The organism is Clostridium septicum (genome assembly GCF_003606265.1).
In the GTDB taxonomy this organism is placed as follows: Bacteria; Bacillota; Clostridia; order Clostridiales; family Clostridiaceae; genus Clostridium; species Clostridium septicum.
Window position 1 is genome coordinate 1,363,587 of sequence record NZ_CP023671.1, and the last position, 22,916, is coordinate 1,386,502.

Consider the following 22,916-nt stretch of genomic DNA (forward strand, 5'->3'; position numbering starts at 1 on the left):
GTTTTATACTCCATACTATTCATATAGCTTAAAATTAAACTTTTGCCATGGTTCAATAAAATCTAAAATAAATAATTCATCTTCTTTTATATGGGCAACCACATTAGACTTACCACTATTAACCATATCTTTTAAAGCTATTTGTAATTCTCCTGCATAATGACCATATTCACTACTTTCAATAACTACATCACCCTTTTTAATTATTTCAGGAGCATTAAATAATTCAAATTTATGACCCTTATATTTTACTCTGCTTTGTGTTGATCTAATTAGATTATCTGAGAAATCTCCTCTATTAAAGTGTTTTTCTTCAAATAAAATTTTTTTCTCTACTTCTGGAGTCTTTTCATTTAAAATTATATCAAATGTTACCATATCTCTTCTTATAGATGCTAAACTTTTTAATTCAGCCTCTGTTGGATAACAATTTGATATTATAATATCATCTATGTTTCCTAATGCTATCAAATGTTTAGCCTGAACATCTATTGGTAAATTTCTATGAATTTCTAAAGTCGGTAATCCATCCGTTACTGGCCAAGGTCCAAATGTTTCTTCATTTTGACTTGTTACAAATGCAGCTGTACGTAAGCCATATTTTTTAAATCTTTCTGTACATTTAATAAAATGATTAAAATTTAATCCACTATATCTATGTGGATAAAAATTATGACACGCTATTAAATTTTCCTTATTTGGCTTATAATCCATTATTGTATCTATATAGTTTGTGTTATTACTCATATTAATTTCTATTTTTAAACCTTCATCATTATAAGTCATTAAAGACTCTTCTGAACCTGTATATCCTGCATCTAACCTTAGCCCATCTGCACCAATCTCTTTAAAAAAAGTTAAATCCTTATAACTAACACCTAATTCATCAAAAACTCTTGGACTTACATCTACAATTATTTCAAATCCCTTTGTTTTTGCATATTCATTTATTCCTTTAAATTTTTTAATTATATTTTCTTTTGTATCATTAACTGAAAGTAAACATGAGAAAATTCTACTAAACCCATATTTGCTTGCTTTATCTATATAATCATATATTTCTTTTTCACTAGTTTTTTCTGGATAAATTGATATTCCTAGTTTCCTCATTTCCTTCACCTCTAACTAATAGTTTTGTTTATAAACAAAGTGGTGAAATTATTCACCACTTTGTTATTTAATATTTTAAGCTTCTGCAGTTTCTTCTATTTTTAATTTTTTATCATACATCTTAACAAATGGATAGTATATAACTACTGCTATTACTATGCATAATATGTTTAATACTGATGCTCTCCAATCTCCACCTGTTGCAAGGAATGCTCCTACTGGTCCAGGCAATGTCCAAGGTGCAGTAACTACAACCCTTGATACCAAGTTCATACTCATTGCAAACCAAGCTAAAGTTCCTGTTACTAATGGAGTAATTATAAATGGTATTATTAATGTTGGATTTAATACTATTGGAGCACCAAATATAATTGGTTCATTTATATTAAATATTCCTGGAATTAAAGCTGCTCTTCCTAATTGCTTACCATAAGCTGATTTAGCAAATAAAGCTAAACATATAACTAGTCCTATAGTAGCACCTGATCCACCAACCCATATAAACCATTGGAAGAAAGGTTCTGCTGCTATTGCTGGTAATATAGTTTCTCCTGATGCTGCAGCTGCTGTATTTTGATCTAATAATTGTAACCATAATGGTCTTGCTATTGATCCAACTATTGATACACCATGAATACCAAATGACCAGAAGAAAGTAACTAATATTATTAATATCCAAACACTTGGTAATGTATCTGTAGCTGATAATAATGGTGATATTATTTTACCTATAAATCCATGCCAATCAAAACTTGCATAGTAAGAAATTGATGCCATAACGATAACTACTATTGCTGTTGGTGTTAATGCTTCAAATGATCTTGCAACTGAAGCTGGAACTTGTTCTGGCATTTTAATTCTAAAATTCTTAACAGTTGTAAACCTTAGTACTTCTACGGCAAAGATTGCTGTTAATATACCAACAAACATACCTCCTCCGCCAAGGTTAGCCATTGGCATCATCCAACCTGCTCCTTCAACACTTTGAGGTACTATTGTTAATAAGAAAGATATAGCTGCAAGGATACCTCCTGTAACTCCATCTAATTTATATGATTTAGCTAAACTATACCCAATTCCCCAAGTTGCATATAAAGTCATTATATACATTGTCATACGATATGGTAGCATTATTGTTCCTGCATTAGATTTTAAAAACTGAGTTAAAGCCCAATCTTGTGGTAGTGGTGGTATTCCTATTATTATAAATAGAGATCCTACAATAATTAAAGGTAATGTTGCAATAATTCCATCACGCACAGCACGTAAATGACGTTGCTCTGCTAGTTTTGCCATTGGAGTAGATAACTTCGTATCAAGGAAGTTAGCGAATTTTTCCATCATTCTTATTCATCCCCTCTTGTTTACTTATTTATAAAATAATTTGTATAATTGCAAACTGCTTTCTTGTAATTTTATTACATTCCAGCTAGTTCTTTAACTTGTTTAAGTAATTTTGGTCCACCTAATGGACTATATGCTTGTGGTTGAATTAATGCGCATGGTACATTTGCATTTTCTGCGAATTCTTTTAAATAATCAAATCGATGTCTAACTTGAGGTGCTACCATTGCAACATCATATCCATTTTTAACTTCTTCTTCAAACTCTTGAGTACTTACTGCTAATACTTCCATGTCTATTCCGTTTTTTTCTGCTTCTTTTTTTAAAGCATTTACAGCTATTGCACTTGACATTCCTTGTGAGCATACAAATAATACTTTCATAATTTAAATCCTCCTAAATTAATAACTTATTTAATAAAAATTCAACCTTTTGTAATCATTTTCACTTTATATACTAATTATAAGTGTTATCGCTCTAAAAATCAATATATTTTTTCAATTTTATCATTATTTTTTTGAAATAAAATTTCAAACACTTTTACATATATGTTCCTAGATACATCCAAAAATAACTTATAACTCCAAATGATAAAGCAAATATACCATAAGTCATCCAAAACTTTTTACAAAACCCTCTCTTAGTTTCTATAAAAAATCTAGAATATGGAACTGCAAAACTTGTTATTGTTGCATTACCTAATACAACTCCTAACTCTTTACTAATTCCAAATAATGATAATATAAATGGCACTATTATAGATCCTAAAACAGCTGCTGCAACTAAAAGTAATGCACTTTTAAATCCAAAAGTAGGTATGTCATAATCTGTTTTTCTTGCACTTAATTCACTTACAGGTGACTTATATACATTTTTGTTAGCAATACTTGATCCATTATTGTTTTTTCTAGCTTTATTTTTTTTACTCATAAACTTACCTCCTAATTGGACTAGGTGTAATATTTCCTAATATAACTTTATTTGTAGCTCCAGTTGCTGATGGTACATTAGAAAAACTTTCATTTAATGTTTCATTACCTAAGATAACAAAGGCTATAGCTTCCTTGGCGTCTGAGGAAAAACCCAGTTCATCCTGTGTTACTATTTTAATATTAGGTAATTCTTCCTTTATATATTTTAAAAGTGTTTTATTATGAGCTCCTCCACCTCCTATAACTATTTTTTTTAAATTAACTTTTGATAATATAAACTTTTTATAATTTTCGCTTATTGATTTTGCTGTAAACATAGTTACTGTAGCTAAAATATCTTCTGATTTTAACATTTTATATTTTTCTAAAATCTCATCAACGTATTTTTGCCCGAATTCCTCTCTGCCTGTACTTTTGGGAGGTTTAGATAAAATATATGGATGACTCATTAAATCTATTAACATAGTGTTATTCACCATTCCCTTTGAAGCGAATTTCCCATCCTCATCATAGCTTGCCCCAAATAATCTTTGGCATACATCATCTATAATCATATTTCCAGGACCTGTATCAAATGCAAATACATCATTAATGTTACCTGTGTTAGGGATAACGGTTACATTGCCTATACCACCTATATTTTGAAGTGCTATGCTTTCTTCTCTACTTCCATATAAAACAAACTCACTAAAAGGAACTAAAGGAGCTCCTTCTCCTCCTGCTGCCATATCCATAACTCTAAAATTAGAAATTACCTTAACCCCTGTTTCATAAGCTATTATTGCTGGCTCTCCTATTTGCATTGTTGAAGGAATTAAACTTCCTCTTTTTTTGGGTATATGATATATAGTTTGTCCATGAGTCGCTATAAAATCTAAGTTTTCTAAAGAAAATTTAGCCTTCTTACATACTTCCTTAACTGCATTACTAAATAAATATCCTAACTTGAAATTTAAACTACATATTAAATCAACACTAGATTTTTCTTCGTGACATGATAATTTTATTTCTTCTTTAATATCTCTTGGAATATCAAGTGTAATAAATTCCATTAATTTTATTTTTGTATCTATTCCATAATCTATTATTTCAACTAAAGCTGCATCTACTCCATCTAATGAAGTTCCAGACATTAATCCTACACTATACATAAGCCCCTCCTCTTAATATATTACATAAAACACCACTAAGTATATTAACTTTTAGTGGTGTTTTAAATATTATTACATACTAGCTATTTTTTTGTGTAATTTAATTATATGCTCAATTAAAGTTTTAGCTTCTATTGCTGTCATTAAATGGTCTTGTGCATGTACAAATAATACTGAAACCTCTGTTTTTTCTCCTCTTGCTTCTGCTTGTATTATATCAGTTTGTACCTTATGTGCTTCTGCTAATGAAACATCTGCTTCCTTTAATAACTCTTCCGCTTTATCAAATTCTCCCTTTTCGGCTGCCATTAAAGCTTCATAAGCTAATCCCTTTGCTGTTCCTCCATGATTTATTATTTCAAATATTATCATTTCCATATTTTCTTTCATGATTAATTCCTCCTAAATTCTTTAAATAAAAATTTAATTTATCTTTTCTAGTGCTTTAGATATATTATTTTCATTCTCTTCTAGTAATTTTATACTTTCTTCTCTATTTAAATTTGTTAAAGCCATAAATATTGCCACTCTAACATCCCTACCACTTTTTTCAAAAATTTCTGTAGCAATTTCTCTACTAACTCCTGTACAATTAATAATTATATTTTTACTTCTTTCAACTAATTTTTCATTTGTAGGTCTTACATCTATCATAAGATTTCCATAAACTTTCCCAAGTTTTATCATTGTTCCAGTTGATATCATATTTAATATTAATTTTTGTGCTGTTCCTGATTTCATTCTGGTAGATCCTGTTACAACTTCAGCTCCTACAATAACCTCTACTGGTAATTTAGCAACCTTTGATATTTCTGCATTTTGTACGCAACATATAGATCCTGTCCCTGCTCCAATTTCATTTGCATATTCCAAGCCACCTATAACATAAGGAGTTCTACCTGAAGCAGCTAGTCCTATTACAATATCATTTTCATTTAAATTTATATCTTTTAAATCATCAACAGCAAGTTCCTTTGAATCTTCCGCCCCTTCTTTTGCTTTAAATATAGCACTTTGTCCCCCAGCCATTATTCCTTGAACTAATTCAAAATCTACCCCGTAAGTAGGTGGACATTCAGATGCATCTAAAACTCCGAGTCTTCCTGAAGTTCCTGCACCTATATAAATTAGCCTTCCTCCATTTTTTATTCTCTTATAAGTTTCATCTACAATTAAAGCAATATTAGGTAATACTTTTTCTACTGCTATAGCTACCTTCTTATCTTCTTCATTTATAACTTTCAGCATGTCTATTGTACTAAGCTTATCTATATTTTTGCTATTATCATTAATTTTTTCAGTATCTAATCTAGTTAAATTGATTTTCATGCTGTACCTCCCACCTAATTTATACGATCTGTTAAGTTATATGAACATTGCTCTTCTCAACCCAAGGAAATACAATAGGTTTGCAAGACTAAATAATACCCCCTTCGAAAAGGAGAGAAGAACAATGAGCAAAACTAATATAAAATGCCCACGCTGTAATTCTGATAAACTATATAAGTTTGGTATGAATAAGCAGGCTAAACAAAAGTATCAATGTAAGCAGTGTAAGCGCCAATTCGTCCTAGGCGACGGTGACGGACGTCCTAAACTAAATAATCCTAAATGTCCTAGATGCGGTAAGGGAACTTACTTACATCATGCATATAAACATTACAATCGCTATAAGTGCAATAACAAGAAGTGTAATCACATAATAGTAAAACATCACACCACCAATATTGATACAGCTTCTAGTGAATTAGTTAGTGGTTCCCTTTCAATGAAAGGAATGCGTTTTCCGCTACATGTAATACTAACTGCATTAACACTATATTTTTTAAATAATTCATCAACAAGAGCCATTTCTCAATTCTTGATGATTAACTCTGGAATTAAAGTATCTCATGTCACGATAGCCAGTTGGACTAATAAATTTGCACCTTTCTTTAAACAAAAGGCTGATAAATTTAAAGCTAGTTTAAACTTACAATCTGACGATTGGCACGCTGATGAAACAGTAGTATTTATTAATGGTGAAAGATACTACCTTTGGTTAGCTATTGATTCAGAAACTAGATTTATTTTAGCATTTCATTTAACTAAATCTAGAAGTTCTGATTCAGCATACGCATTGGTAAATGAAGCTAAAAAATTTGGTGAACCAGCTAATTTTATAACTGATAGATTACCTTCATATAATGAAGCCGTGGCTACGCTATTGCCCAATACAACTCATATTCCTGTAGCTCCAATGTCTAGTGATACAAATAATAATTTAATTGAATCATTTAATAAAACATTTAAAGCCTGGTATAAAACCAAGAAAGGATTCAACTCTTTTCAAAAAGCTAATAACCTTATATATTTATTTATCTTTCACTATAACTTTATTAGACCACATGGATCATTAAATAACTGTACTCCAGCAGAAGTTGCCGGCTTCGCCAGCGATAGCTTTGCTAAAAACTCTTGGTTTTCAGCATCTTAATTAAATTTAATACCTTTGATTAACCTGCAAAAAATCAATGCTATTGTAGGCTTATTTGCCATACAATAAAACATTCAAACTTATATAATTTTCAAAGAGCAAGTAATTCTATGAAAAATCAAGCTATTTTTTCATATCAACTTAACAGATTCAATTTATAATTTTATTATACACTTTTTGAATTTTATTTCAATATTTTTTTATTTTATTTGTAACTTTATTTCTGTAAACAGTAACATGATTTTCTTCTACCTTATAAAAGTATTTACAATTAATCTAATATATATTTAATTTTTAAAATATATTAGACTACATAAAAATAATTTTTGATAATAATACAAAAAGAGGATTCAAATTTTTGAATCCTCTTTTTTAACTAATATTAAATTAATTCTTATATATAAATATCTCTATATGTATTTTTTTAATTCTGACTCAAAGTCATCTGCTGTATTCCTCATACTTTCATATAAACCTCCATCCATAGAAGGAATATTATACTTTTCTATATATCTTTTAATATCTTTCATAAAATCTAAATATCCACTTAAACTATTAGGCATACTTGCTTTAGAATATCCTTTACCACTTAAACCATATTCTTCAGGATTCATAAACTCCTCATAAGCAAAACTTAATCTTAACATCCCACGTCTTTGTTCTGGTGTTGCATTTTCTAATTGTTTTCTCCAGGTTCTATAAACTTCGGTATTTTTTAATGAAAATTTAGGCTAACTTAGATGTTTCATACACAATAATATATATAGAAAATAAAAAATAGGATATGTACCAACTTAATTTTGATACATATCCCTTTATAAATAAAATATTATTTCAATTGTTGAATCATTTCCCTTGTATCTATAAGATGTTCTTCCATAGTATAGAAATCTTCTCTAGCAATACCTAAGAATAATATATCTGTTAATGTTAAAGCAGCTATTCTTGATGATATAGCGCCTAATCTCAATTCTTTTTCTTCATTTGGTAAATATAAAACTATATCTCCAAGCTTAGATAAAGTATTTTTATTATACTTTGTTATTGCAATTGTTTTAGCCCCATTTTCCTTTGCTTTTTTTATACCTAAATTAACTTCTTTAGACTCCCCACCATAGCTTATTCCTAAAGCAACATCACCTGATCCTATGTGTACTGATGATGCTAATTGAATATGTGGATCATTTTGATATACAACTTGTTTATTTATTCTTAAAAGTTTGTATTGAAAATCTATAGCCACTAATCCTGATGCACCTATTCCAAATAAATATATATTTTTTGCATTACATAAAATATCTATAGCACTACTTATTTTTTCTATATTTATTAAATTTAAAGTTTCTTTTATAGTGTTAGTATTAGATTTTCCTATTTTTTTTACTATGGCCTCTGTTGATTCATCTGGCTCTATTGTAATATCTATTTCTTTTTCATTTTCTCCACTATTTCTAGCTAAATCTACCTTTAAAGCTGTAAATCCCTTATACCCTAAACTCTTAGAAAATCTAACTACAGCTGCTGGAGATATATTTGCATTCTTTGCTAACTCTTGAGCTGATAAACTTACTACTTTTTTACTATTATTTAATATATACTCAGCCAATTTTTTTTCAGTATTAGTAAAACTATTAAATCCCTCTTTTATCTTAAATATACAGCTCATAACATTCCCCTTTGTTCCTAAAAATTTTCATTTTTTATAATTTGTAAATAATTATTAATATATATTAATAAAATTTTAATTCCATTTTAACATATCAAATAAAATTAACACAATTCTCTTTTATTATATTTTTAAAATTTAGGATCATATATAAATTTATAATAAATATTGTTATTGTCAATTTTAATCCTTTCATAACTATTTTCATCTAGTCTGTTAAAGAAAATTATATATTTATCATATTTACCATGAAAATAACCACTTACATATTTATCTATAGTATCATAATCTAAATTATCTACATAAGCTTCACTTCTTGATTTAAGTATTTTTCCCCTAAAATCATCTAGTTTAGAACCTTTAAATTTAAAATTTTTATCTATATTTTCAATAGAAGCTTTATACGTAACATCTGCAAAAGTAAAAGCTCCTACTGATGAATATTCCTTTAAACGTGCTGGTTGAATATTAATGCTTAAATCAACATTAATACCTTCATTTTCACTAAAATATTGCATAGCTTCAACATTATCTAATCTACTTAACAATTTTTTTATCTCTTCATTTTCTGAGCTCTCAGTTAATACATCATTTATAAATTTTGTATTTTTTAAATCTATAGAATTCTCGCTAGAAAATGCTTTAACTACTTTCAAACCTTCTAAGTAGTTTTTTGAAATTGCATTATTTCTTCCTTCTAAATCAACTATTTCATAATTATTATCAATATTTATATCTTTAGGTAAAATAATTTTATTTTCTAAAGATTCTCCAGCCTTAGGAATATAGCTATTATAATTTATCCCTTGTTCTGTTTCTGATACTTCTTTTTTTATCCCACACCCTACAATATTTAAACTTAGTAACCCTATTATAATTAAACCTAATATTTTTTTACTCATATAATTATATCCTTTACCCCTCTCACATTCCTGTTATATATAAAAAATTATATCATGTTATTACTAAATATTTACCTGTTATTTTCTGTAAATTTTATTAAATTTTTAAATAACTTTCTAAAATATTAAATAAAATATAAAAGCTATGAATTTTAAAGAATAAATTCATAGCTTTTATATTTCTAAAGTACCTTTGATAAAAAATCTATAGTTCTAGAATTTTTAGGATTATTAAATATTTCTTCTGGAGTTCCTTCTTCAACTATAACTCCTCCATCCATAAATAAAATTCTATCTCCAACTTCCTTTGCAAATCCCATTTCATGAGTTACAACTACCATAGTCATTCCCTCTTTAGCTAAACCCTTCATAACATTTAAAACTTCTCCAACCATTTCAGGATCTAAAGCTGAAGTAGGTTCATCAAACAACATAACATCTGGTTCCATTGCTAAAGCTCTTGCTATTGCTATTCTTTGCTTTTGTCCTCCTGATAATGATGCTGGGTAAGCAGTAGCTTTACTAGATAGTCCAACTCTTTCCAAAAGATCATATGCTTTTTTTTCTGCATCTACCTTTGAAGATTTCTTAACCTTTAGTGGAGCCATAGTTAAATTTTCTAATACTGTTTTATGAGGAAATAAATTAAATTGTTGAAATACCATGCCCATTTTTTCTCTTATTTTATTTATATTAGCTTTCTTATTTGTAATACTCTTTTCTTCAAATATAATTTCACCATCAGTAGGTTGTTCTAATAGATTTAAGCATCTTAAAAATGTACTTTTTCCAGAGCCTGAAGGCCCAATTACAACAACAACTTCACCTTTTTTAATATGCTCACTAACACCTTTTAAAACTTCATTTTTTCCAAAACTCTTGTGTAAATCATTAACGTGAATCACTTACCTTCAACCTCCTTTCTATATAACTCATTAATCTTCCTAATGAGAAAGTCATAATAAAATAAAATACTGCTGCTATTATAAGTGGCTCAAATCCCAAATAAGTAGCTCCTGTTACAACCTTTGCTGAGAACATAAGCTCTCCAACTCCAATAACAGATGCCATTGAGGATTCCTTAATTATAGTAACAAACTCATTACCTATTGCAGGTAAAATATTTCTAATTGCTTGAGGGATAACAACTAATCTCATAGCCATAGCTTGTGTCATACCTAAACTTCTTGCTGCTTCTAATTGTCCCTTATCCACAGCCTCTATACCAGCTCTTACTATTTCTGAAACATATGCAGCTGAATTTAATGAAATTGCAATTATTGCTGATGCAAAGGCACTTATATCTATATCAAAAATCATTTTTGATCCTGAATAAACCATAAGAATTTGTAATAGCATAGGAGTACCCCTTACTATTTCTATATAAATAGATGCTATTATTTTTAAAGGCTTAAATTTTCCAATATGAATATTTGAGCTCTTCATAAAGAATAAAACTGATCCAAATAAAACTCCGAATAAAACTGTTATAAATGATATTACTAACGTTATCTTTGCACCATCTATAAATACTGGTAAATATTTAGATACAAAACTAAAATCTAAATTCAAAATTGTAACCCCCTTTTTTTATTTAAAAATACCTAACGTATTCTAACTCATAGGTTAATTTTTTTCTGCCTGTTCTGCTGATAAATTATTTGCATCTATAATAAATTTATCTAATTCTCCACTATCTGTAAGTCTCTTTATAGTGTTGTTTACTGATTCAACTAACTTAGGAGAACCTTTTTTAATTCCTACTGCATTTCCACCACTTTCTTCTTCAAATTTAATATCTCCAAGAACTAAGTCTGAATTTGATTTTATAGCCATCTCAGCTACTGGAACCTCAACAATTAACGCATCAACCTTTCCTGTTTTAAGCTCTAATATTAAGTTATTTACATTTGAAAGTTGTTTAAGATCAACATTTTTAATTTTGTCTTGTGCTAATTTAGATTGTGTAGAACCCAATTGAGCACCTATTTTTTTTCCTTCTAAATCTTCTATTTTCTTATACTTGTTCTTGTCCTCTCCTCTAACGACTACTCCATGATGTGAAGTATAGTATATATCTGAAAAATCTATAACCTTTTTTCTTTCTTCATCAGGATTCATTCCTGAAATAACCATATCTATTTTATCTGCTGGAAGGGCTGTAACTAAAGAATCAAATTCCATTTCCTTTATTTCTAATTTAACTCCAATATCCTTTGCTATTTCTTTTGCTAAGTCAATATCAAAACCAACTACAGTATCCTTTCCATCTATCATTGCATGGAATTCATAAGGTGCATAATCTGCACTTAAACCAACTACAAGTTTTCCATTTTCCTTTATGACATCAAGCATGTCCTTTTCAGCTTTATTAGAATCTCCTTTATTTCCACATCCTATTAATCCTACAGCCATAACACTTACCATTGCAGCTCCTAATATTTTCTTTAATATTCCTTTTTTCATTTTTAATATCCCCCTCTTAATAGTTCTATATAAAATTAACTTCTTTCAATTACTGTAGCATAATTATACATTATATCTTTATATTTATGCAATACTTTTTTATAAAAAATTTTTTCTATTTTTTATATTTACAACTTAATATTCATTTTTAAATTATAATCTCTTGATACTTATATTAAATAAACATCTCTATAATAATCTGATTTAACATAATATATTGCTAGTTTTTATTGAAACATTTAATATTCCCTTTAAAAACTCCATACTAATTAATATTCATTAAAAATGTATATATATTTATAATTATGCATTGACATATAATTATGCACATTGCATATTTTCTGAAATTAATGTATTTTTTCATACATAGGCTACTTTTTTTAACTTTAATCATATACTGTTTATTGAATATAAAATGTATTAGGAGTGGTAATATTGAGTAACTTAAAAGAAAGACATCTTTTTCCTGGGGCTAATACCTCTAGAGGCTTTTATTCATGTTTCGACTATATAATAAATAAAGAAACTGCAAATAGAGTTTTTTGTATAAAGGGTGGTCCTGGAACTGGTAAATCCCACTTAATGAAAGAAATAGGTAAATACTTTCAAAATAAAGGATATACAATTGAATATCATCATTGTTCTTCAGATGATGCTTCTTTAGATGCTGTAGTTATAAAAGATTTAAAAATAGCTTTAATGGACGGTACAGCACCTCATATAGTAGATCCTGTTTATCCTATAGCTATTGATGAAGTTTTAAACATGGGTGATGCAATGAATCAAGATATTATTTCTAAAAATAAACAAGAAATAATTGAACTTAGTAAAATAATAAGCAGCAAATTTAAAAGAGCTTATAGTTTTTTTGCAGCTGCAAAATCTATACATGAAGACTGGTGTAAGTTAAATGCTGAAGCTATGGACTCATATAAAATAGACACAATAACCGAAAGTTTAAAAGAAGAGATTTTTATAAATCAAAAAACTGGGTATGGTGATGAAAGGCATATATTTGGAACTTCCTTTACTCCTAACGGAATCATTACTTTTGTAAAAGATCTTTCATCTGAATTTAATAATAAGTTTGTTTTAAAAGGTGGTCCTGGATTTGGTAAGAGTCATATTCTTAAGGCAATAGGTAAGACTGCTCAAAAAAAGGGTTATTTTGTAGAGTATCTACATGATCCATTCATTCCTGATAGAATCGAACATGTTTTTATTCCTGAATTATCAACTTGTATTCTTACAGAAAATGAAATTAGTCAAACTGCTTTCTCTGGTAAAGTATATAATATAGAAGACTTCTGCAAAGCAAATGTTTTAGCTAAAAATAAATCAGATATAGAATACGATAGTAAGGTTTTCTATGACTTAATAAAAAAAGGTTTATCTTATTTAACTGAAGCTCATGCTCTTCATGATGATTTAGAAAAATTCTATATTGATGCTATAGATTTCGACGTTTGTAATACTATTTATGATAATGTAATTTCAAAAATTGAAAAATATGAATAATTAATCATACTTAATAAGCTTATTATTTATAAATAGAAATAATAAGCTTATTAAGTATTACAAATTATTTAATTATAACCAGATTTTTTTAAAATTCTTTTATTTTTTATTGAATTCTTTTTAATTTAATTATATTATGTATAAGTATTTTAATTTTATTCGACAAAGGAGATTAAAAAATGATTTTTAAAAGAAAAAAGAACATAGAAATATCAGCATCTAATTATAATTTAAATAAAATTTTACTCGAAAAAATTAGTGAAAGAAAACTTTTATCCTGTGATGATTTTTATGATAAAAGTTTGATTGAAACATTAAATATTTTATTAAATTCATATTATGATAATACCTCTGTTATGTGCATTAATGATATAGTAAAAAATATAATGGAAATTGATTCTATAGATAATATGTTATCTAATTCCTCTAGTCAAAAAGATATAATTCAATCTATTGTAGCAAGCAGCGAAGAACTTGCATCTACTACTGAACATGTAGCATTATCTATTGAAAATGTCTCACAACATTCCACTGATGTTAAAAATGAAGCTATAGATAGTATGGAATCAATTAATAATATAATTGACTATATAATAAACTCTTCATCAAATGTTTTTAAAATAAAAGAAAATATTAATTTAGTTGCAAAAAAAGTTAATGATATAAATGAAATAGTTAGAATAATAAAACAAATAGCTAATCAAACTTCTTTACTTTCTCTAAATGCATCAATTGAAGCTGCTAGAGCTGGAAAAAGTGGTAAAGGCTTTACTGTTGTAGCAAATGAAATTAAAAATTTAGCTGAATACACAAAAAAATCAGTAGAAACAATATCAGATGATATTTTAGAGTTAAGTAATAGCACCAACGAAACTTTAGGACATACAAACGTTACTATAGAAGATCTTAATTCTGGAATTAACAAAATGGAATCAATACCTATATATATGAATAACATAATTGAATCTATAAAAGAAATTGATGAAGAATTTTGTAATATATCTGCAATATCTGAAGAACAAAGTGCAACTACAAGTATGATAGCAGATAAATTAACTAATATTGCTGAATTCCAAATTACTTTAGATAATATGTGTAAAGATGTAGCAGATAAAATTAATAAAACTAGTGATTACTCTAATAATATTAGAATGAAACAAATTGATAGTAATAATTTAACTTTATCAGAAAAATTAGATACTTATGTAGTTGATCATCTTCTTTGGAGATGGAAAATATATAATATGATTTTAGGATTGGAAGACATAAATGAAAATAATGCATCTAATTATAAAGACTGTGCCCTTGGTAAATGGTTTTATAACGAAACAGATCCTAACATAACTAAAACTTTTTCCTTTAGAAAATTGGAAGGTGTACATATAGAATTACATAAAGAAGCTAGTAATGCAGTTAAATGTTATAGACAAAAAAATATTGATGGCTGTTATACTCATTTAAATAATATGACAGGTATTTCCAGCACAATAATACATTTAATAAATGATTTAAAAGAACATATTGTTTAAGTAAATAATTATACATAATATTTATCAATACATATAAAAATAAGGTTGGATTGGCTATTGCCATCCAACCTTACTACATAAATTCTTTTCTTAACCTTATATAAAATTATTTATACACTCTATATTACCTTAATATATTAACTTATTTTCTTTTTATAGTTACTGCTCCAGTCATTGATAGTAATGATTCTATTACTAAGGCTAATGCTGGATTTTGTCCATCTGTATTTGATAAGAATGAATTATTCCCATTATTTCCACTACTATTATAACTATTTAACTTTAGTTCATATAACCTGTTGAACAATTATATAATTTCATAATTGTTTAAATTTCACTTCAATTTCCTAACAGTTTCTTCAAGGAAGTTTACTACGAAAAACATAACTATTAAACTTGACTCTAAAATAACTAGTACAGAAGATATAATTTCTACTGTTCTAAATTTCTAAAAAAAACAAAGTGTTAATTGTAAAGTTATCTCTAAATCCTCAATTCCTGTTTTCCAAGTTAATAATGAAAAATATTGTGCTTTAATAACAAATAAAGTAGGATCTTTGGCAGGAGTACAAGAAATAAAACTTAAACCTTATAATTCATAAAAATATATTATTAAATAGAATAAAAAAGTATTATTTCACATTACTAAACATGAAATAATACTTTTTAAATTATTAAATAAATTTTATTTATTTTTAACTTTAACTACAGATAATCTATGTAAAGCTCTTGTACACATAATATATTTTATTAAATCATTTGTGTTTTCATCAAAGTCTACTACTATAACTCCATCAAATTCAAGACCTTTAGCAAAATATGAAGGAACAATTACCTTTCCCCCTCTATATACTACGTCTTCGCTATCAAAAGCAAGAATATTTATTTTAGATTTTAAATCCTTTGCTATTTTGTTTAATTCTTCTTTATCCTTAGTTATTACAGCAACATTATCAAAATTCTCTTCTTGATAATCCTCTAATAAATTTAATAGAACATCTATTAAACCTTCTTTATCTTCTGCTGGTACTGAAGTTTCTAAAACATCAAATTCACCTTTTCTAACAAATGGAACAATTGCATTTTCATCTAAAATTTTATTAGCATAGTCCATTATTTGGAATGTTGATCTATAACTCTTATTTAATTCAAAAAGATTAACAAAACCTCCAAATAAATCTTTTAATCTAAGCATTGCTGGAACTTCTTCTGCCTTTATAAGTCTTTGATTAGCATCTCCAACTATAGTATAACTCTTACATCCTGTTAACTCTTTAAGCACTAGGAACTGTAAATAATTATAATCTTGAGCTTCATCCACAACTATATGTTTTATCTCATTTCTAACCTTTTTACCATCAAGCTTAACCATTAAATATAATATAGCTGGTAAATCTAAATATGATAAAACATTTTTATTTACAAGTTCTTTATAGATGTCTACTATACTATCATTTTCTATCCATGCATCTAATCTTAGCCTAGCATTCATAACTTCTCTAACTACTTCTCTTATAGCTATTCTTCTTTGGAACTCTATGTTATTTTCTTCTATAAGTAACTGTTCTGGAGTTAAACTTGCTAACTTTTCTTTAGCATCTTTATTTATCTCCCTTACCTTTTCATCTCTCTTATCTTTTATTTTAGAAATTAAAATCCTCTTTATCTTTTGTCCTCTTCTAAATAAAGGCATATATTTATAATGTTTATTAAATAACTCTTCAATTTCTTCTAATCCAACTATTTCTTCTCCAAAAAATTTAACTGCTTCTGGTTTAAAATATTGATTTTCAAAAATTCCAATATTAAAATCTAAGAATTCTATAAACTCTTTTGAAGATTTATATTTTATCTCTTCTATAGCTTCTTCATTATTTTTAAGCACTTCTTCTAAATATGCAGTTAATCCTACAACTGGTTCTTCTAATCCTATTTCTTTATATGCAAATGATAAAAATGTTTCATTCCTAACTGCTGTTTCTCCAAGAGTTGGTAACACTTCTGATATATAATCCATAAATATATCATTTGGTCCTAATATAAGTACCTTATCTGTAAGCTGTTCTCTATAATTATATAGAAGATATGCTATTCTATGTAATGCTATAGTAGTTTTACCTGAACCTGCTACACCATTTACAACAACAATTTTGTTTCTTTCAGCTCTTATTATTTCATCTTGCTCCTTTTGTATAGTCATAACTATATCTCTAAGCTTTTCCCCTGAGTTTGAAGAAAGTACCATTTGCAAAATTTCATCTTGAACATTTACATCAGAGTCAAAATATCCTTCTAACTTTGCTTTTTTAACCATAAGTTGTCTTCTTCCTAATATATCAACAGATATTTCTCCTACAGGTGATTTATAACTTGTTTTACCTAACATTCCTTTATAGAATAATGATGCCACTGGAGCTCTCCAGTCAACTATTTTAGGTTCGTAACTTCCTTCTGGTGTTAATCCATATCTTCCTATATAAGCTGTCTCTGCTACACCTTCATCTGTAAATATAATTTTTCCAAAGTAAGGTGACTCTTTAAGCTTTGTAAACTCTGATAATTTTCTATCTATAGTCCTATATGCTTCTTCTTTAACATATCTTTCATGATCAAAATACTCTATTAACTTATCTTCATCATCTTTATATTCTTCAACAAACTTCTTTCTATAATCAAGAATATAATCAACTATACCCTTTCTTTTATCAATATAATTTAATATTTCAGCATTTAAAACTTCTAAAGTTTCTTCTAAATTTTGTTCTTCTTTTAAAAATTCTATTCTATCCAATAGATATTTCTCCTTTTTACAAATAAATTTTTAATAAACAATAGACAATGGCTGTCTTTAACCTCCATTGTCCATTTATCTTTAATTTACTATTATTATTCTATATCTCTTTATTACTCTTTTGCAATTTCTATTCCTTATCCATATCTAAAACTACATCAATCACATTTCCTAAATCTGAATCTTCTTCCTTTTTACCTTTAGTAGCTCTAAGTTCTGGATATTTTCCAAATACAAATTCCATAAATTCATCACCAAATATAGTTTCTTTTTCTAGTAGATATTCTGAGATCTCATCTAATAAATCTCTATTATCATTTAATAATTTTCTTGCATTTTTATGGCAATTTCTTATTATACTCAAAATCTCTTCATCTATTAAAGTAGAAGTTTGATCACTACATTCTCTTACAGCTCTACCATCTAGGTATCTATTTTGTACTGACTCTAAAGCCATCATATCAAATCTCTCACTCATACCGTATATAGTAACTATACTCTTAGCTGTTTTAGTAGCTCTCTCTATATCATTTGATGCCCCTGTTGAAATTAAATTAAATACCTCTTCCTCAGCAGCTCTACCACCTAACATTACTGTTATTTGATTTATAAGTTCATCTCTAGAAACTAAGTATTTCTCCTCTTCTGGTAATTGCATAGTATATCCTAGTGCACCCATTGTTCTTGGAACTATTGTTATTTTATGAACAGGATCTGTTCCTTCTAGCATAGCTGCAACTAAAGCGTGACCAACTTCATGGAATGCCACAATTCTCTTTTCAAGAGGTGAAAGTATTCTATCCTTCTTTTCTTTACCTGCAATTATAACTTCTACAGCTTCTTGTAAATCTTCTTGAAGCACAGTATCTCTACCTTGTTTAACTGCTCTTAACGCTGCTTCGTTTACCATATTAGCAAGATCTGCTCCTACTGCTCCTGGAGTTCCCTTTGCTATTTCTTCTAAGTTTACACTTTCATCAAGCTTTACATCTTTAGAGTGAACATCTAATATAGCTATTCTCCCCTTTAAATCTGGTCTATCAACTATAACTCTTCTATCAAATCTACCTGGTCTTAAAAGAGCTTTATCTAATATTTCTGGTCTATTAGTTGCCGCTAAAATAACTATACCTTTAGATGAATCAAATCCATCCATTTGAGTTAATAATTGATTTAATGTTTGCTCTCTTTCATCATTAGATTGAAGTTGTGAATCTCTACTTTTTCCTATAGAATCAATTTCATCTATAAATATTATACAAGGAGCATTTTTTTCTGCTTCTTGGAATAAATCCCTTACCTTTGCAGCTCCCATTCCAGCAAACATTTCTACAAAGTTTGAACCTGATATTGAGAAGAAAGGTACATGAGCTTCTCCTGCTACAGCCTTTGCAAGTAATGTTTTACCTGTTCCTGGAGGACCAACAAGTAAGGCTCCCTTAGGCAATTTTGCTCCAATTTCCTTATACTTTTCTGCATGGTTTAAGTAATCAATAATTTCTTTCAATGATTCTTTTGCCTCATCTTGACCTGCCACATCATTAAAAGTTATTTTAATATCATTTTCTCTATAAATTTTCGCATTACTTTTTCCAAGTCCCATCATAGGACCACCCATACCCATTTTTTTACTCATTTTTCCCATTACAAATTTAAATAGGAAAAATAGAAAAAGGGTTGGAAGTATATAAATCATAATAAAATCTACAATAAAATTATTCTCTACCGGCTTTGACCTAAAATCCACTCCTGCATCATTAAGAGTCTTAACAAGCTCTGGATCATTAACATTTCCTGTATATAATATTTTTTTTCCGAATTTTTTGCCTTCATTTTCTTTGGGAATTATTTGAATTTCACTTGAGGATAAAACTACTTCTTGAACTTCTTTATTTTCAATCATAGTTAAAAATTTATTATAACTTATCTCCTCTGTTGTCATCATATTCTTAGTTGAACTAAATGCATATATAAATAAGAATGCTGCAACTACATACCAAATAGTCTGTTGCCTTTTTTTATCTTTATTATCATCTGTATTTTTATTCATAACACTTATTCTCCATTTACTTTATATTACCTATATCTTTAATTGGATATAATCTAAAGTTTACTAAACCTACTATATCTTTCTTATCTATACAAGTTTCTTTCCACCTTCTTGAATCTAATGATATAGGTCGATTATCTCCTAAAAAGAAATATTTATCTTCTGGAACTGTATAGCTTCCAATATATTCATCTTCAAACTTTACATAGTTCTCTTCTAAATACTCTCCATTTACATATACTTTTCCATTGTTTATTGACACATAATCTCCAGGTAATCCTATTAACCTTTTTACCATATACTCATTATTTTCATTTGAAAAAAATACTACTATGTCTCCCCGCTTTAAAGAATCTAGATTGTATAACTTATTAACTAATAAAACATCTCCTACATTTAATGTTGGGACCATAGATGAGGTGGGTATTTGAGCTTTAAATATTAAAAACTTATTTATTAATAGTGCTACTATTAATGATAACCCAATTATCTTAAAATAATCTGTTAAATTACTTGATTTTTTTCCTTTTTCTGACTTTTCTTTTGATTTTGATTTTAAAAGTTCTTGGAATTTTTCAAGCATTACAAGTTTTTTTTCCTTTCTTAAATAAACTTATTTAACTCTACCTATTTGATCAAATGGATATACTTTTAATTGAGCTTTACCTTTTATTTCACTTCCATCTATATAAGGATTAATCCAGTATCTTGAGTCTTTTGACCAAAGTCTATTATCTCCTAAAAAGAAATACTTACCCTCTGGAACTTTATACTCTCCATTAAATTTATCATGTGCTCCTATATAATCTTCTGATAATTTTTCCCCATTAACAAAAACTTCACCTTCAACTATTTTAACTTCATCTCCTGGAAGTCCTATTAGTCTTTTTATTAAATCTTCTTGCAATTCTTCAGAGTGAAAAACTACAATATCTCCTCTTTTTAACTTATCTAAATTATACACTCTTGTTACAAATAGTCTATCGTCTACATTTAATGTTGGCACCATTGATTCTGAAGGTATATAAGCCTTAAATACAACATATTTATTTATAGCTAATGCTAATATAACTGCTACAATTATAGGTATTCCCCATTCATAGAAAAAACCTCTACTTTTATTTTTATCACTACTATTTTCCATTATTCGTCCCACATACCTTTCATCATATTTTTAATTTTATCTCTTCTATTCTTTGTTAAAATAGGATCTACAATATATATATCCCCTTTTTTTATTAATACGTCACCTTCATTAAAGTTTCCTTTAACTAAGTCTTTATTTATATTTATTATATTTTCAGCTTCTGTTTCTAAAACTACGTAATTTTCTTCTATTCTATCTATAATGAAACTATCCATACTCTCTTGACATTAACTGTCTATCACCTCTCTATTAATTTCTTATCTTATAGTATAACATAATTACCCTAATTATTGACCAATATAAATAGCTATATTTATTAAAATTTATTTAAGATATAGCTATCTTGTTTAATGTAATTATTATTATACTAAAAAAAATAGATACTATGTGTATCTATTTTACACATAGTATCTAGCAATATATCTTTTAAAGTTAAATTTCAGAATCTATTAAATCTTTATAGCTTTGTCTTTTTGATACTATTCTTCCTTCTCCGTCTTTTACAAATACTACTGCTGGTCTTAAATTTTTATTATAATTATTTGACATAGAAAAACCATAAGCTCCTGTTGACATTATTCCTAATATATCTCCACTATAAACAAAAGGAAGCTTAATATCCTTTATCAAAATATCTCCTGACTCACAGCATTTTCCTGCTATAGTTACTACTTCTTCATCTGATTCTGTTATTTTATTTGCTAAAACAGCTTCGTATTTAGCTTGATATAAGGCAGGTCTTATATTATCAGTCATACCTCCGTCTACAGCTACATACTTTCTTATCCCAGGAACTTCTTTTATTGAACCTATTGTATATAATGTAGTTCCTGCATTAGCAACTATTGATCTACCTGGTTCTATTGTTAAAATAGGTTTATCTAAATTTAATTCATTACATACTTTATCTACCCTATCTAATATTACCTTGCAGTATTCACTTGTTTTTTTAGGCTTATCCCCTTCTGAATAATATATTCCAAAGCCTCCACCTAAATCTAATTCTGAAATTATATGTCCTGTTTCTTGTCTTATATTATCTATAAATTTAAGCATTATTTCTGCTGCATCACCAAAAGGTTCTGTATCAAATATCTGAGATCCTATATGACAATGTAACCCAACTAATGCTATATTATCAAAGGCTAAAGCTGACTTTACAGCATTTAATATATTATCTCCAATAGGTGCAAAACCAAACTTTGAATCTATCTGACCCGTCTTTATATAATCATGTGTATGTGCTTCAATTCCTGGAGTTAATCTTAAATACACCTTTTGTATTTTTTTATATTTTTCTGCTATTTCATTTACCTTCTCTAACTCCCATAAGTTATCAATAATAAATCTTCCTGCTCCTAATTTAACTCCCATTTCTATTTCTTCTAATGTTTTATTGTTACCATGAAAATAAATATTATCTAATGGATACTCTGCTTTATATGCTGTATATAGTTCTCCACCTGATACTACATCTAAGTAAAGTCCTTCTTCATTTATTAATTTACACATTTCTACTGTTAAAAAAGCTTTTCCAGCATATGCTACCCTATTTCCATTTTCCTTACATTTAAAACTTTTAATATATTCTCTGCAATTATCCCTTATAAGTTTTTCATCTATTACATACAATGGCGTACCATAATTTTTAACTAACTCACTAGCTTTCATACCACCTATACATAATTCATTTTCTTTAATTTCCATTGCCCCAAATAATTTCATACTTTACCTCCATGTTTTAATAAAATAAAAAACCATCACTTCTTTAGTGATGGTAGATTTTCATAATATAAATGGTAGCTATTAAATTATGGTAGTAATTTCCTTTAAT

The 22,916-nt window shown here is 27.8% G+C and carries 23 protein-coding genes; 3 read left to right on the forward strand and 20 right to left on the reverse strand.

Going from position 1 to position 22,916, the window contains the following annotated elements:
- Positions 1-15: 15 nt before the first annotated feature.
- The 7 genes from CP523_RS06000 to murQ all read right to left on the reverse strand — a co-directional run bounded on the left by CP523_RS06000 (position 16) and on the right by murQ (position 5,866).
- Positions 16-1,110: a DUF871 domain-containing protein gene (locus CP523_RS06000; protein WP_066675065.1), complete on the reverse strand. Its 1,095-nt coding sequence runs from the start codon at positions 1,108-1,110 to the stop codon at positions 16-18.
- A gap of 75 nt (positions 1,111-1,185) precedes the next feature.
- On the reverse strand, positions 1,186-2,451 hold the full coding sequence (locus CP523_RS06005; RefSeq protein WP_341466919.1) for a PTS sugar transporter subunit IIC: 1,266 nt from the start codon (positions 2,449-2,451) through the stop codon (positions 1,186-1,188).
- 77 nt (positions 2,452-2,528) lie between these two features.
- Positions 2,529-2,837, reverse strand: a complete 309-nt coding sequence (locus CP523_RS06010) for a PTS sugar transporter subunit IIB (RefSeq protein WP_066675068.1) — start codon at positions 2,835-2,837, stop codon at positions 2,529-2,531.
- A gap of 157 nt (positions 2,838-2,994) precedes the next feature.
- Positions 2,995-3,384 (reverse strand): hypothetical protein, encoded by a 390-nt coding sequence (locus CP523_RS06015; RefSeq protein ID WP_120140675.1) that lies wholly within the window; start codon positions 3,382-3,384, stop codon positions 2,995-2,997.
- 4 nt (positions 3,385-3,388) lie between these two features.
- Positions 3,389-4,537, reverse strand: a complete 1,149-nt coding sequence (gene anmK / locus CP523_RS06020; protein WP_120140676.1) for an anhydro-N-acetylmuramic acid kinase AnmK — start codon at positions 4,535-4,537, stop codon at positions 3,389-3,391.
- Positions 4,538-4,609: 72 nt separating this feature from the next.
- A complete protein-coding gene (locus CP523_RS06025) occupies positions 4,610-4,927 on the reverse strand; it encodes a PTS lactose/cellobiose transporter subunit IIA (RefSeq protein ID WP_066675071.1) in 318 nt (105 codons plus the stop codon).
- A 33-nt stretch (positions 4,928-4,960) separates the two neighbouring features.
- Complete coding sequence (gene murQ / locus CP523_RS06030) at positions 4,961-5,866, reverse strand: N-acetylmuramic acid 6-phosphate etherase (RefSeq protein ID WP_120140677.1); 906 nt, start codon at positions 5,864-5,866, stop codon at positions 4,961-4,963.
- Between the two features lie 124 nt (positions 5,867-5,990).
- Between murQ and CP523_RS06035 the strand changes: the two genes are divergently transcribed.
- The gene (locus CP523_RS06035) at positions 5,991-7,013 is read left to right on the forward strand and encodes an IS6 family transposase (RefSeq protein ID WP_120140473.1); all 1,023 of its coding nucleotides are present in this window, start codon (positions 5,991-5,993) and stop codon (positions 7,011-7,013) included.
- A gap of 410 nt (positions 7,014-7,423) precedes the next feature.
- On the opposite strand, the gene CP523_RS06040 is transcribed toward CP523_RS06035, so the two are convergent.
- The 6 genes from CP523_RS06040 to CP523_RS06065 all read right to left on the reverse strand — a co-directional run bounded on the left by CP523_RS06040 (position 7,424) and on the right by CP523_RS06065 (position 12,047).
- Positions 7,424-7,660 carry a hypothetical protein gene (locus tag CP523_RS06040; protein ID WP_162925959.1) on the reverse strand — a complete coding sequence of 79 codons (237 nt, stop codon included), beginning with the start codon at positions 7,658-7,660 and terminating at the stop codon, positions 7,424-7,426.
- Between the two features lie 182 nt (positions 7,661-7,842).
- Positions 7,843-8,679, reverse strand: a complete 837-nt coding sequence (locus CP523_RS06045; RefSeq protein ID WP_066675078.1) for a MurR/RpiR family transcriptional regulator — start codon at positions 8,677-8,679, stop codon at positions 7,843-7,845.
- A gap of 131 nt (positions 8,680-8,810) precedes the next feature.
- On the reverse strand, positions 8,811-9,581 hold the full coding sequence (locus CP523_RS06050; protein WP_120140679.1) for a hypothetical protein: 771 nt from the start codon (positions 9,579-9,581) through the stop codon (positions 8,811-8,813).
- Between the two features lie 182 nt (positions 9,582-9,763).
- Complete coding sequence (locus tag CP523_RS06055; RefSeq protein WP_120140680.1) at positions 9,764-10,486, reverse strand: amino acid ABC transporter ATP-binding protein; 723 nt, start codon at positions 10,484-10,486, stop codon at positions 9,764-9,766.
- Positions 10,473-11,156, reverse strand: coding sequence for an amino acid ABC transporter permease (locus CP523_RS06060; RefSeq protein ID WP_120140681.1), 684 nt, complete (start codon positions 11,154-11,156; stop codon positions 10,473-10,475). Before CP523_RS06060 ends, CP523_RS06055 begins: the two co-directional genes overlap by 14 nt.
- Before the next feature lie 51 nt (positions 11,157-11,207).
- A complete protein-coding gene (locus CP523_RS06065; protein ID WP_120140682.1) occupies positions 11,208-12,047 on the reverse strand; it encodes an ABC transporter substrate-binding protein in 840 nt (279 codons plus the stop codon).
- 435 nt (positions 12,048-12,482) lie between these two features.
- Here CP523_RS06065 and CP523_RS06070 point away from each other — a divergent pair, with 435 nt between their 5' ends.
- On the forward strand, positions 12,483-13,565 hold the full coding sequence (locus CP523_RS06070) for a PRK06851 family protein (RefSeq protein WP_066675093.1): 1,083 nt from the start codon (positions 12,483-12,485) through the stop codon (positions 13,563-13,565).
- A 179-nt stretch (positions 13,566-13,744) separates the two neighbouring features.
- The gene (locus tag CP523_RS06075; protein ID WP_066675096.1) at positions 13,745-15,094 is read left to right on the forward strand and encodes a methyl-accepting chemotaxis protein; all 1,350 of its coding nucleotides are present in this window, start codon (positions 13,745-13,747) and stop codon (positions 15,092-15,094) included.
- Positions 15,095-15,236: 142 nt separating this feature from the next.
- On the opposite strand, the gene CP523_RS15945 is transcribed toward CP523_RS06075, so the two are convergent.
- The 7 genes from CP523_RS15945 to lysA form a co-directional block, all read right to left on the reverse strand.
- The gene (locus CP523_RS15945) at positions 15,237-15,401 is read right to left on the reverse strand and encodes a hypothetical protein (RefSeq protein WP_162925960.1); all 165 of its coding nucleotides are present in this window, start codon (positions 15,399-15,401) and stop codon (positions 15,237-15,239) included.
- Positions 15,402-15,779: 378 nt separating this feature from the next.
- Positions 15,780-17,885 (reverse strand): HelD family protein, encoded by a 2,106-nt coding sequence (locus tag CP523_RS06080; RefSeq protein ID WP_120140683.1) that lies wholly within the window; start codon positions 17,883-17,885, stop codon positions 15,780-15,782.
- A gap of 130 nt (positions 17,886-18,015) precedes the next feature.
- Positions 18,016-19,935, reverse strand: a complete 1,920-nt coding sequence (gene ftsH / locus CP523_RS06085; protein ID WP_066675101.1) for an ATP-dependent zinc metalloprotease FtsH — start codon at positions 19,933-19,935, stop codon at positions 18,016-18,018.
- 16 nt (positions 19,936-19,951) lie between these two features.
- Positions 19,952-20,518, reverse strand: a complete 567-nt coding sequence (gene lepB, locus CP523_RS06090) for a signal peptidase I (RefSeq protein WP_066675105.1) — start codon at positions 20,516-20,518, stop codon at positions 19,952-19,954.
- A 30-nt stretch (positions 20,519-20,548) separates the two neighbouring features.
- On the reverse strand, positions 20,549-21,079 hold the full coding sequence (gene lepB, locus CP523_RS06095) for a signal peptidase I (RefSeq protein ID WP_066675108.1): 531 nt from the start codon (positions 21,077-21,079) through the stop codon (positions 20,549-20,551).
- Entirely contained in the window at positions 21,079-21,297 is a 219-nt protein-coding gene (locus CP523_RS06100; protein ID WP_066675111.1) for a DUF3006 domain-containing protein, read from the reverse strand. The genes lepB (CP523_RS06095) and CP523_RS06100 overlap by 1 nt, the downstream gene beginning before the upstream one ends.
- Positions 21,298-21,514: 217 nt before the next feature.
- Positions 21,515-22,807 (reverse strand): diaminopimelate decarboxylase, encoded by a 1,293-nt coding sequence (gene lysA, locus CP523_RS06105; protein ID WP_066675114.1) that lies wholly within the window; start codon positions 22,805-22,807, stop codon positions 21,515-21,517.
- Between the last annotated feature and the right edge of the window lie 109 nt (positions 22,808-22,916).